This window comes from Rhodococcus sp. 1163 (assembly GCF_002091985.1).
Classification (GTDB): domain Bacteria; phylum Actinomycetota; class Actinomycetes; order Mycobacteriales; family Mycobacteriaceae; genus Rhodococcoides.
Map to the genome: position 1 here is coordinate 124,852 of NZ_MKKX01000016.1, position 13,335 is coordinate 138,186.

Sequence of the window (13,335 nt, forward strand, 5' to 3'; positions counted from 1 at the left end):
GATCGGCTGAATCTCTCAGGCGCTCGTTTCGGTGAGCACGCGACAGAGGGGGAGGATCCGGCCCTGTCGTACGCACACCTTGGAGCGCCCCCGTGACCGAAAGCTCTTCTAGCACAGCTGATCCGAAATCGGTGAAGGCATTGTTCGCCGACCGGCACATTGGCCCGGACAGTAACGAACTCGAACGAATACTTCACGTTGTCGGCGTCGCGTCGTTGGACGAACTGGCAGCCCGCGCAGTGCCCAAGTCAATTCTCGATCCTGCGTCGTCGTCAGGTATCGGTGACGGTCTCGAAACTCTCCCGGAGCCGGTGGGTGAACATCAAGCCCTCGCCGAGTTGGCCGCCCTTGCCTCGCGCAACACAGTGGCGACGTCGATGATCGGTCTCGGGTACTACGACACACTGACGCCCCCGGTGTTGACTCGCGGAATACTCGAAAACCCAGCGTGGTACACCGCCTACACGCCCTACCAGCCGGAGATAAGCCAAGGTCGCTTGGAGGCGCTGCTCAACTTTCAAACGATGGTGTCCGATCTGACCGGAATGGAAGTGGCCAACGCGTCGATGCTCGACGAGTCGACTGCGGCCGCTGAGGCCATGACGCTTCTTCGCCGGGCGAATCGCAAGTCGGCGTCGTCGCGTTTCCTCGTGGACATCGATGTGTTCCCGCAGACTCGTGCGATCCTCCAAACCAGGGCTGAGCCGCTGGGTATCGAGCTGGTGTCGACTGATCTGGCCAAAGGCCTCCCCGAAGGCGACTTCTTCGGTGTGCTTGCACAGACGCCCGGCGCCTCGGGTGCGTTGGTCGACCACACGGACACGATCACGCGAGCACACGAAGCAGGTGCACTCGTTGCGATCGGGGCGGACCTGTTGGCGCTGACTTTGCTCACTCCTCCCGGTGAAGCGGGTGCGGACGTCTGTTTCGGCACCACTCAGCGTTTCGGTGTTCCCATGGGTTACGGCGGTCCGCATGCCGGTTATCTCGCAGTGCATTCGAAACATTCGAGGCAGCTTCCAGGCCGCCTGGTCGGTGTGTCCGTCGACGCGGACGGCGATCTCGCCTACCGGCTTGCCCTGCAGACCAGGGAACAGCACATCCGTCGCGAGAAGGCGACCTCGAACATCTGCACCGCTCAGGTTCTGCTGGCGATAGTGGCAGCAATGTACGCCAGCTATCACGGAAGCGAAGGGCTGCGAGCGATTGCGCGCCAAGTGAATTCGCACGCACGACGGCTGGCCGACGGCCTTTCGAATTCTAGCGTGAAACTGGTTTCGAACCATTTCTTCGACACGGTCACTGCGATCGTTCCGGGACGCGCGCAGAGCATCGTAGATGCGGCAAAGAGTGCCGGTATCAATCTCCGATTCATCGATGCCGACAGAGTCGGAGTGTCCTGCGACGAGGCCACCACCACAGCCCATGTCGACACCGTTCTGAGTGCCTTCGAAGCGGGTGACTGCGTTTCCGAGTCGATCGAGTCCATTCCAGCGAACCTCGTGCGAACTTCGGAGTTCTTGACCCATCCGGCGTTCACTCGACACCGATCCGAGACCTCGATGCTTCGTTACCTGCGAATGCTCTCGGACAAAGACATTGCGCTCGACAGAAGCATGATTCCTCTCGGATCGTGCACGATGAAACTCAATGCAACCGCGGAAATGGAGTCGATCACCTGGCCACAATTCGCACGGTTGCACCCCTTCGCTCCCGATGACGACACGGTGGGAATACGTTCTGTCATAGCCGATGTCGAGAAGTGGTTGGTCGACATCACCGGTTACGACGCCGTCAGTCTGCAGCCCAACGCGGGAAGCCAAGGGGAATATGCAGGATTGCTCGCGATCCGTAACTATCACCTCGGGCGGGGGGACAGCCACCGTGACGTCTGCCTGATTCCGTCGAGCGCACACGGCACGAACGCTGCCTCTGCCGTCATGGTCGGTATGAAGGTCGTCGTGGTGGCCTGCCGCAGCAACGGCGACGTCGACGTCGATGACCTGCGGGCCAAAATCGATCAGCATTCCGGTTCGTTGGCTGCGATCATGATCACCTATCCGTCCACCCACGGCGTCTACGAACACGAGATCGACGACATCTGTGCACTCGTACACGACGCCGGCGGTCAGGTGTACGTGGACGGGGCAAACTTGAATGCTCTTGTCGGCCTTGCCCGCCCGGGCCGTTTCGGTGGTGACGTAAGCCATCTGAATTTGCACAAGACCTTCTGCATTCCGCACGGTGGCGGCGGCCCCGGTGTCGGTCCGATCGGAGTACGCAGTCACCTGCAGCCATACCTTCCCGGGCACCCCCTACGAGCCGACCTCGGGGGCGGTCCCGCAGTATCGGGCGCGCCGTTCGGCAGTGCGTCGATCCTCACCATCACGTGGGCGTACATCCGCATGATGGGCGCGGTGGGGCTACGTCGCGCGACGCTCACCGCCATCGCGTCGGCAAACTACATAGCCCAGCGCTTGGACGAGCACTTTCCGGTTCTCTACACCGGCGACAACGGGATGGTCGCACACGAGTGCATCCTCGATCTTCGAGGATTGACCAAAGCGACTGGCGTCACGGTCGACGATGTCGCCAAGCGTCTTGCCGACTATGGGTTCCATGCGCCGACGATGAGCTTCCCCGTCGCAGGCACTTTGATGGTCGAGCCGACAGAGAGTGAGAATCTGGACGAGATCGACGCCTTCTGCGATGCCATGATCGCGATCCGCGCTGAGATCGATCGAGTCGGTGCAGGGGAGTGGCCAGTGGAAGACAACCCGCTTCGTGGTGCGCCGCACACTGCGAAGAGCCTCGTGGGTGACTGGAATCATCCGTATTCGAGGGCCGAGGCAGTGTTCCCCGACGCAGTGAACGGAAGGGCGAAGGTCTGGCCGTCAGTGCGAAGAATCGATGGGGCACACGGAGATCGAAACCTGGTGTGCTCTTGCCCGCCGATCGAGGCCTTCGCCTGAATCTATGCTCCGACGAGTTGCAGCATCGAGATTTCCGGCGGTGCTGCAACTCGTACAGGAGGACCCCACGCTCCGGCGCCGCGCGTGGTGAACAGGGTCGTGCCGCCGATTCGGTCCAGTCCCTCGACGCTCGGCTGCTGTAGCGGCACCAGATAGCGCAGCGGCCAAATCTGACCCGCATGGGTGTGTCCGGACACTTGCATGTCCACTCCCATGTCGGAAGCCTCGTGCGCCTGCTTGGGTTGGTGGGCCAGGAGAAGGACGAATCGATCGGACTCACGCCCTTCGAGGGCAGCGCTCAGATCGGGTTCGTAAGGCGCGGGTGCTGTCGCGTCGTTGATTCCGGCGATGTCGATGCTTACGCCGTTTCGCGTCACTTCCTCCCGATCGTTTCGCAGAACGGTGATCCCTAGAGTCGACCACAAGTCGAGCCACTTGCCACCGTCGTCGGCGTAGAACTCATGGTTGCCACTGACTCCGAAGACGCCCAGTGGCGCCGACAGCTCGCGTAGCGGGTCCAGATCGGAGCCGACGAGATCGACGGTCCCATCGATGAGATCACCGTCCAACAAGATGAGGTCCGGCGCCTGCGCATTGATATCGTCGACGACCTTCTGAACGAAGGGTTCCCCGCGGGCAGGTCCGACATGAAGATCGGACACCAAGGCCACTCGCAGCCCGTCGAATTCCGCCGGAAGTCGCTCGAGGGCAACAGTGGTATTGGTGATCCGCGGTTCGCTTGCTTCGACTACTCCATACGCGACTGCGACGACGGACGCGGCAGCAACCAGAGCAGAACCAAGCCTGTTCACCCGAAACCGGATAGCCCCGGATTCGTGTCCACGCAGCGATGACACGATCCGCATCCCGAGGGTGACAACCCCGACGAGCAGGGTTCCCAGTACCAGATACAGAATCACAGCAAGCCAGGTGAGTCCTAGGAATCCCGGCGCGCGAGCCCAACTCGGATCGAACAACTCGCCCGATCCGATACCCACCAGGGCCAGAGCCCACATGATTGCGAGAAGGGCGTCTGCGACAAAAGAATAGGGTCGCGGGAGTCGCGTTCCGCGCACGAAACGGAGATGAATCACCAGGCACACCAATGCGAGGAAGACACCGAATGCAAGAAGTCGAGTCATGTTCAGTACAAGAACTTTCCGAGAAGTGCAGCTAGGTCGGACCCGTCCGACGACGGAACGGTGGTGAACGTGCCTCCGGTGACCGTGGACACCGCCTCCAAGTCCGCTTTATCGGCAATGGTTCCGATCGATATGACATCGACCGCTACAGGTCTGGCCGGATCGACAAGCTTGGTGATATCGGTCAACTCACTCTCGGACGATTCAGCTGAATCGTCGTTCGGGCCGTCGGTGACAAGGACGATGCTGTTCGGTCTCCCCGGGACGAATCCTTCGAGCGCAGCACGGTATGCCGCTGTCATCGACGGGTAGGTCGAGGCTACGTTCTCGGGTTTCAGGCTCTGTGCCGCCGCAACGAGCGCTTGCCGTCTGCTACCGGCAGAAAGCTGTTCGGACACCGTGCCGGTGGGAACCAATATCCGATACGGACGATCCTCGTCCAGATCCTTGCTGTCGGACCACAAACCCAGTTCGGTCGAATCGATGACTGCGTCGAACTGTGCGGTGAGTGCAGATGCGATGTTCTGCAGACGCGATCGACCACCTTCGTCGGTGTCCATCGATGCCGATACATCCATGACAACGGTCGCTCGACGCTCTGTTGCAGGATTCGTCACAGCGTCGAGCATGGCTGTGCGGACGTCGGGTCCGGTTGGGGCTCCGAGCGGTGACGATCCAGGAGCGTTGTAACCCGCGTCGGTGAACATCTTCGAGTTCTCTGCCTGCAAGATGAACTCGACGAACTGGGCGCCGGCACGCCTGAGCGTTTCGTTCACCCACGACCCGGACATGATGACCGACGGATAGTCGATCGACACCGTCGATCCGGGTGGTGCGTATCCCGTCAGTTCGTTCTGACCGGACGTACCGAGTTGTTGTTCGGTCACCGGAACCGAATGGAAGTCGGCGTCGGGTGAGAGCTTGCCTGCCAACCCGGACAACGCCATATCCGTCGAATCGGGTACCGCTGCTTGAATCCCGCGGTCTGTCGTCGCGAGGGCGGCCAAAGCAGATCGCGTCTGCGATTTCAGGGGTAGCTGCAGTGTTGACGTCTGAACATCGGAGGCGGGCGTTGCCGACGATCCGACGGCGGCGAGAACGGCTGTCGTCGCATCGGAGTCCGGTCCGACAGGGAGTTGCATCCGGAGCCCACCCCATCCTGGGAGGGAGAGGCCGAGCAACGACTCCGGATTGCTCTGCAGTGCAGGGAGATCGGCCCACCCGACACCCTTAGCTTGCAATGCTGCAGTCAACTGCGGAGGACTCGCGAGCACAACAGGGGTGCTCGCAATCGTTTTCGGCGTCCCGTCGACGGTTCCAGCCGGAAGCGCGGTGACCGAGTTGGAAGAACGTGGTAACCACAGAGCAGGGATCGGCCCGAGAGCAGAGGGGTCCCAGTTCTGCTCTCCTGCTGCCAGTGCGCCGGCGATGGCAGTCGAATCCTCGACCTCCACCGCGACAGAAATGCAATGATCGCGAACGACGGGCCCGGTGGCGGCGAACCGCGTCGCGAGGTCGGTAATCTGCGAGGCGATATCGGGATCTACCGTGACCGACAAAGTCTCGGCACCCTCGACGCAGGTCTCCGCCGCCGCAGCACCCTGATCGGCTATCCGATCACGCAATTCGAACCACCCGAACACGGCGAGCACCACCACGATGATGGCGCCCGCCATGAACAATGGGCCTTTGCTGATACTCCGTATTCCGCCGGAGTCGCGATGATCACCCACGTGCGAAGGGTTACGAGACCGTCAGTTGCTCGCGGCCTTGTACTCGCGTCTGCGTCGATGCAGAATCGGCTCGGTGTATCCGCTCGGCTGCTTGGCCCCTTGGAAGATCAGCTCGCTGGCGGCCTGGAACGCGATGTTGGTATCGAAGTCCGGAGCCAGGTTCTTGTACGTCGGGTCGGACGCATTCTGGCGGTCGACGATGGGGGCCATGCGTTCGAGGCTCGCACGGACCTGATCCTCGGTGACGATGCCGTGGCGCAACCAGTTCGCGATGAACTGGCTCGAAATCCTCAGGGTCGCGCGATCTTCCATCAAGGCAATGTCGTTGATGTCGGGCACCTTGGAGCAACCGACACCGTGATCGATCCACCGTACGACGTAGCCGAGAATCGACTGTGCGCTGTTGTCGATTTCCTTCTGCTTCTGCTCGTCGCTCCAGTCGGTGGCTGGAGCAAGCGGAATCTCGAGGATCTCGTCGACGGTCGCGCGCTTGGCCTGTGCCAATTCGAGCTGGCGGGCGAAGACGTCGACCTTGTGGTAATGCAACGCGTGCAAAGTGGCCGCGGTGGGGGAAGGAACCCATGCGGTGTTGGCGCCGGCCTTCGGATGGTTGATCTTCTGCTCGAGCATGTCGTGCATGAGATCGGGCATTGCCCACATGCCCTTGCCGATCTGCGCCTTACCCGTCATTCCCGCCGCAAGGCCGGTATCGACGTTGAAGTCCTCGTACGCCGAGATCCACTTCTGAGCCTTCATCTCGCCCTTGGGGACCATTGCGCCGGCCTCCATCGACGTGTGAATCTCGTCGCCGGTGCGGTCGAGGAAGCCGGTGTTGATGAAGACCACCCGCTCCTTGGCTGCCAGGATCGAGGCCTTCAAGTTGACCGTGGTGCGACGCTCTTCGTCCATGATGCCGACCTTGAGGGTGTTCTCCGGCAATCCGAGCACCTGCTCGACGCGGCCGAAGAGCTCTGCTGTGAACGCAACCTCATCGGGTCCGTGCATCTTCGGCTTGACGATGTACAGCGAACCGGTTCGGCTGTTCGAGAGGAGGTTGTCTGCGGTCAACGAGTGCATTCCGGTGAGCGAGGTGAACAGCGCATCGAGGATGCCCTCGGGAACTTCGTTGCCGTCGGCGTCAAGAATGGCATCCGAGGTCATCAGATGTCCGACGTTGCGGACGAACAACAGTGAGCGTCCGTGAAGTGTGACAGATGACCCGTCGACTCCGGTGTACGTGCGATCAGGGTTCAGAACGCGAGTGAACGTCTTCCCGCCCTTGGAAACGTCCTCGGAAAGATCGCCTCTCATCAATCCGAGCCAGTTGCGGTAGCCGAGAACCTTGTCGTCGGCGTCCACGGCCGCGACCGAGTCCTCGAAGTCCATGATGGTCGTGACTGCCGATTCGAGCAGCACGTCCTTCACGCCCGCCGCGTCGGTAGCACCGATCGGGCTCGTAGGGTCGATCTGAATCTCGAAATGCAAGCCGTTGTGTACGAACAGAATTGCTGTGGGTGCATCCGGCGTCCCGTGGTATCCGAGTAGCTGCGCCGGATCTTTGAGGCCGGTGGTGGTTCCGTCGGCGAGGGTCACTGTCAGCGAAACCGCGTCGACGACGTATCCGGTCGATCCGACATGTGACCCGGACGCCAAGGGCGCCGCCTCGTCGAGGAAATCGCGAGCGAAGGCGATGACCTTGTCGCCGCGAACCTTGTTGTAGGAGGTGCCCTTCTCTGCGCCGTCCGCTTCGGGGATGGCATCTGTGCCGTACAGCGCGTCGTACAGCGAGCCCCAACGGGCATTCGATGCATTGATCGCGAACCGAGCGTTGAGAACGGGCACGACGAGCTGTGGTCCGGCCGTCGACGTGATTTCCGTGTCGACGCCTGTGGTGGCGACGTCGAAGTCGGCGGATTCGTCGACGAGGTAGCCGATTTCCTTCAGGAACGACTTGTACGCCGCACGGTCGTAGTCGATTCCGGCATGCTCACCGTGCCAGGCGTCGACCTTGCCCTGAATCTCTTCGCGTACGTCCAAGAGCGCCTTGTTCTTGGGGGAGAGATCGGAGATTACCGCTTCGGCACCGGACCAGAACGCATCCGATTGCACACCTGTACCCGGAAGTGCCTCGTTCTGTACGAAGTCGTACAGCACCTTGGCGACTTGAAGACCACCGACACGAACTCGCTCAGTCATGAATTCCTCACTCTTTCCGGTCTGGGCGCCCAGAAGGGCGATAAAACGACATCGGCTTCAATGTTACTCGGCAGTAAGTCGGGCACTGTACCCGCCGCTCACCAGTAGATTCTGGCATCGCATCGCCAGCTCCGAACGGAGAGGGGCAGCCCTGGCCGACAGGTCGGTTTGCGCGCGCACATACTCTGCCCGACCGGACGGTGTTTCGATCGCGATAGGCGACAGGCCATAGTCGGAGAGGTCGTACGGACTCGCGCGCATATCGACCGTCCGAGCATCGAGCGCAAGTTCGAAACAGTCGAGCACAAGGTTCGAGTCGATCAACGGTGAGAGTTTGTAGCTCCACTTGTACAGATCCATGCTCGCATGCACACAACCAGGTTGCTCTCGTTCGGTCCTGCTTGCCGGGGACAGGTCGAGAAAATTCTTGGGGGCGGCGTCGGGGGTGAAGAACCTGAACGCGTCATAGTGCGTGCAGCGAATCTTCATGGACTCGACCACCGCATCGGTGCCGTCGTAGCCGAGCCGAAGCGGCACCGACCCGTGTCGCAAGGCGGCCTGTCCGCCCCTATAGACCATCGCCCACTCATGGAGCCCGAAACACCCCAGATTGGGTTGACGGGTCATGGTCGCCTCGAGGAGGTCCCGGGTGAACATGATGGCCGAACGCCGCTGCTCGACCAGAGAGCGCCGTACCCGATACCCGAAGTCCGGTCCGTCGACGGGTTCGTAGGACGCGAACGCTGCGTAGTCCTGAGCGGCTTCACCGGTTAGGACCACCTCGAAACCTGGGTTCCAACGCTTCAGGTGGCCGGGTTTGTAGCTGTAATAGGTGAACAAGAAGTCGAGTACCGGATGTGTATTGCCCTGTGCCCGATTGTGCAGGTAGGCGCCGATCAAGCGGTCTACCCGAGCCGAGTGGTCCGCACGTCTGTTCGTCCAGTCCGGCTCCGTCAACGTCGCCGACATCTCGGTCGCTGAGGTCTGCATCATCGGTCGGTGCTCGTCATCTTTCAGTTTTCGCCACCGGAACGTGCCGGCGAAGACTGGCCCGGTGACGGCCCTGCGATACGGTGCGTGCCGTCGCGGACGGTTCCGACGAACTCCTCTACCAAGTCTTCCAGTGCCACGATCCCGATCGTCGTGCCTGACGAATCGCTCACCGCGCCCAGGTGACTGCTGGCACGCCGAAGTCGAGTCAGCGCGTCGTCCAGCATCGTCTCGGAGGTGACCACTGGCAGCCTTCGTACCTCGGAACGCGGTATGACCGTCTCCGGACCAGCAGCATCGTCGAGCATGTAGCTCAGAACGTCCTTCAGATGGAGATATCCGACCATCGATCCATCCTCGGCTTGCACCGGGTAACGCGAGAAGCCGGTGGCGATCACTGCCTCCTCGACGGATCCGAGCGTGGGACCCGAACCGGGTTCGAGGCCGGAGAGACGCACGCTGCGGACCTTGGCGGATGGAATGAGCACCTCCGCCACCGTCCGGCCGGAGATCTCCAGCGCCTGGGTGAGGCGCCGGTGCTCCTCCTCGTCGATGAGACCTTCCGATCGTGACTCACCGATCATCTGCGAGAGCTCGATGGCGGACACCGACGAATCCAACTCGTCTTTGGGCTCGATGCGCAGTGCACGCAACGTGAGGTTGGCACACATGTTGTAGAACGAAATCAGCGGTTTGGCGAGTTTGATGAACATCAGATGGATCGGAACGAGCAGCATTGCCGTCTTCTCCGGGCCTGCGATCGCGATGTTCTTCGGGACCATTTCGCCGATGAGGATGTGCAACACCACGACCAGCGCCAATGCGATGGCGAAGGCGATCGGGTGCAGCAGGCTTTCCGGGATTCCGATGAGATCGAGTGGCTTCTCGATCAGGTGTGCCACCGCCGGCTCGCCGACGCGGCCGAGAAGGATGGAACAGATAGTGATTCCCAGCTGAGCCGCGGCAAGCATGAGGGACAGATTCTGACTGGCCTCGATTACCGATTTTGCGTTCTTCTTTCCTTGCGCAAGCAAGGATTCCAGTCGGTCGCGGCGCGCCGAAATCAGTGAGAACTCGGCGCCCACGAAAAACGCATTGCCGCCGAGGAGGAGAACGGCGAGCAATACGGAGAGGTAGTCACCCACGAGTCCTCTCCTCCGATCGAATCTGCTCTATCACGTCGGGGCCGACCGGTTGCAACATCACTCGATCGATTCGTCTGCCATCCATTCTGGTGACTCGGCCCGCCCATCCACCGTGTGCATCGGCAGGGTCTTCCTCGGGTGGATCGGGCATGATCACGCGGTCACCTTCGACAGGAATACGTCCCAGTTCGGTCAACACGAGTCCGCCGATGGTGTCGTACTCGCCTTCCGGCGCTCGATACCCGGTCGCGGCTGCCACCTCGTCGATTCGGAGCAGTCCCGAGCACAGCCAACTGTCCCCGAACCGCTGGACGTCGATCTCTGGCTCGTCATGTTCGTCCCTGACGTCGCCGATGATCTCCTCGATCAGGTCTTCCATGGTCACCAAACCCGCGGTGCCACCATATTCATCGACTACAAGGGCAACTTGCATTCCGTCGGAACGAACGCGCTCCATCACCGAATCTCCGTCGAGACTCGACGGCACGACCGGCACATCCTGCGCGAGAGAGTCCAGGCGAGTATCGGCACGTTTCGCTATAGGCACGGTGAAAGCGTGTTTGATGTGTACGACACCAACAGTGTCATCGAGGTCTCCGTCGACAACCGGGAAACGCGAAAAGCCAGTTCTAGCTGCCGTTTCGATGAGGTCGGATACCGAGTCGGACACCGACAGTGACTCGACTTTGACCCGGGGTGTCATCAATTCCTCCGCGGATCGTTCGCCGAACTTCAGTGATCGGCCGACGAGTCTGGCCGTGCCCTCATCGAGGGATCCTTGCCGCGCAGACGTGCGCACGAGCGATCCCAGCTCACTCGCTGATCTCGCCGAGCGTAATTCTTCGGCAGGTTCGAGTCCGAGTCTGCGCACCAGCCAGTTGGCAGAGCCGTTGAGTCCGTTGATCGCCCAGCGAAATACCATCGAGAACCCAGACATTGCGCCTGCTGTCGCCCTCGCAGTTCCCATCGGCATCGCGATTGCGATGTTTTTCGGGACCAGTTCACCGAAGATCATCGAAAACGACGTCGCGATGATCAGTGCCGCGGCCAACGACACAGCGGATGCAACAGAGGTGGATGCGCCCAGTGCAGTCAAAACCGGGACGAAGAAGCCGGCGAGGACGGGTTCGGCGAGATAGCCGGTGATGAGTGTGGTGATGGTGATGCCGAGCTGGGCCCCGGAGAGCTGGAACGACAGCGTTCGGTGTGCACGTTGGACCTGACGCGAGCGCGCATCTCCGACGGTGCTCACCGACGAGTCGACTGTGCTCTTCTCGAGCGCTGTCAGAGAGAATTCGGCTGCCACGAACAACGCGGTACCTGCGGTAAGAGCCACGAACCCAAGGAGGCCCGCGACGCTGATTACGATGTCCATCCGCTACCGCCGCCGAAGTTCCGACAGGAGCATCGCACCCTGGCCGGAGGCAAGTGCGCCGCGGCCGAATGTCACCCCGCCGCGGTGTGGAGTCAGCTTGAACGATGGATCGCCGGGTTTGTCTCCCGGCTCGATAGAGGAGCCCTCCGAAGTGGAGCCCTCGTCACCGGACTCGGTCGGAGCAGTCTCGGTGCTGGTGATGACGGGTGCCTCAGGCACCTTGTTCCCTTCTGTTGTTCCGCTACGAATCGATCGGCGGAAGTGAGTTGTTAGCGTGAGCCGCCATTCTACCGGCAGTCGGGCACGAGGTCGGATCTCGGGCCGAACCGACCGCCGTCACAGATCACCACCCGGATGGAAGCGGGCGACCTTCGGCGAAGCCAGCCGCCGACTGCACACCGAGCACGGCGCGCTCGTGAAGTTCTGGAAGGGTGCGGGCACCTGCATAGGTACATGTGCTTCGAACTCCGGAACAGATGTAGTCGATGAGATCCTCGACACCGGGGCGATCCGGGTCCAAACGCATCCGCGAACTGGAGATTCCCTCTTCGAACAGTGCCTTCCTCGCGCGATCGAACGCACTATCGGCCACCGTGCGAGCAGCGACGGCGCGCTTGGACGCCATTCCGAAGCTCTCCTTGTACGCGTTGCCCGCGGAATCGACCCGAAGATCGCCCGGGGACTCGTAAGTGCCGGCGAACCATGACCCGATCATCACGTTTGCCGCACCCGCTGCCAATGCGAGCGCGACGTCCCGGGGATGGCGTACCCCACCGTCGGCCCACACCGAGGCACCCACTTGGGCGGCAGCCTCGGAGCACTCGGCAACGGCCGAGAATTGTGGTCGACCGACTCCGGTCATCATCCGTGTCGTGCACATTGCTCCTGGCCCGACGCCGACCTTGACGATGTTCGCGCCGGCGGCCACGAGATCTCGAGTCGCTGTAGCGGAAACGACATTGCCTGCCGCGAGTGGAACACCGAGATCGAGAGACCGAACCGAAGCCAAAGCGTCGAGCATCTTTTTCTGGTGACCGTGAGCAGTGTCGATTACGAGTAAGTCAGCACCGGCCTCGACGAGTGCCTGAGCCTTCGCCGCGACGTCGCCGTTGATTCCGACAGCCGCCGCGACGCGCAGTCGCCCCGATCCGTCGACAGCGGGCGCGTAAATGCCGGTGCGGATTGCTCCGGTGCGCGTCAACACACCGACTAGCGCCCCATCCGGTCCGATCAGAACGGCAAGTCCCTCATGTGCGGCATCCAACGCATCGAAGATCACTCGCGGGGACGCATCGGACGGCACCGTGACGAAGTCGGTCGTGGCGACCGATTGCAGTCTGGCGAACCGGTCGACGTCCGCACAGGTCGACTCGGTGACGACACCGATGGGTCGGCCGCCTTCCACTACGACTACCGCGCCGTGTGCCCTCTTGTGCATCAAGGAAAGTGCGTCCGACACCGACGCATCAGGACCGAGTACGACCGGAGTGTCTGCGATCAGATCCCGGCTCTTGACGAACGCGACGGTCTCGGCCACGGCTGCGGTCGGTAGATCCTGAGGAAGAACGGCAATGCCACCCCGACGAGCAACGGTCTCGGCCATTCTGCGGCCCGAGACCGCGGTCATGTTCGAGACGACGATGGGGATGGTTGTGCCCGATCCGTCGACAGTGGAGAGATCGACATCGAACCGAGAAGTGACATCGGTTCGGTTCGGGACGAGGAAAACATCGTCGTACGTCAGGTCATGGGGCGGATGTTGGCCATCGAGGAACTGCACGT

At 61.5% G+C, this 13,335-nt stretch carries 9 protein-coding genes; 1 reads left to right on the forward strand and 8 read right to left on the reverse strand.

Features of this window, described 5'->3' with window-relative positions; translation table 11 throughout:
• The first annotated feature begins 92 nt into the window (after positions 1-92).
• Entirely contained in the window at positions 93-2,972 is a 2,880-nt protein-coding gene (gene gcvP / locus BJD99_RS03245) for an aminomethyl-transferring glycine dehydrogenase (protein WP_084345351.1), read from the forward strand.
• Positions 2,973-2,974: 2 nt separating this feature from the next.
• Here gcvP and BJD99_RS03250 read toward each other — a convergent pair whose 3' ends face one another.
• From BJD99_RS03250 to BJD99_RS03285, 8 genes are all read right to left on the reverse strand, one after another.
• A complete protein-coding gene (locus tag BJD99_RS03250; RefSeq protein WP_084345352.1) occupies positions 2,975-4,114 on the reverse strand; it encodes a metallophosphoesterase in 1,140 nt (379 codons plus the stop codon).
• Between the two features lie 2 nt (positions 4,115-4,116).
• Positions 4,117-5,847, reverse strand: coding sequence for a substrate-binding domain-containing protein (locus BJD99_RS03255; RefSeq protein WP_256895443.1), 1,731 nt, complete (start codon positions 5,845-5,847; stop codon positions 4,117-4,119).
• Between the two features lie 21 nt (positions 5,848-5,868).
• Positions 5,869-8,043: a malate synthase G gene (locus tag BJD99_RS03260; protein WP_084345353.1), complete on the reverse strand. Its 2,175-nt coding sequence runs from the start codon at positions 8,041-8,043 to the stop codon at positions 5,869-5,871.
• Between the two features lie 63 nt (positions 8,044-8,106).
• On the reverse strand, positions 8,107-9,033 hold the full coding sequence (locus BJD99_RS03265) for a 3-methyladenine DNA glycosylase (protein WP_256895445.1): 927 nt from the start codon (positions 9,031-9,033) through the stop codon (positions 8,107-8,109).
• Positions 9,034-9,056: 23 nt separating this feature from the next.
• Entirely contained in the window at positions 9,057-10,178 is a 1,122-nt protein-coding gene (locus BJD99_RS03270; protein WP_084345354.1) for a hemolysin family protein, read from the reverse strand.
• Complete coding sequence (locus tag BJD99_RS03275; protein ID WP_084345355.1) at positions 10,171-11,553, reverse strand: hemolysin family protein; 1,383 nt, start codon at positions 11,551-11,553, stop codon at positions 10,171-10,173. Before BJD99_RS03275 ends, BJD99_RS03270 begins: the two co-directional genes overlap by 8 nt.
• Before the next feature lie 3 nt (positions 11,554-11,556).
• Positions 11,557-11,772, reverse strand: coding sequence for a hypothetical protein (locus BJD99_RS03280; RefSeq protein ID WP_084345356.1), 216 nt, complete (start codon positions 11,770-11,772; stop codon positions 11,557-11,559).
• Between the two features lie 124 nt (positions 11,773-11,896).
• Complete coding sequence (locus BJD99_RS03285; RefSeq protein WP_084345357.1) at positions 11,897-13,333, reverse strand: GuaB1 family IMP dehydrogenase-related protein; 1,437 nt, start codon at positions 13,331-13,333, stop codon at positions 11,897-11,899.
• Positions 13,334-13,335 lie beyond the last annotated feature (2 nt).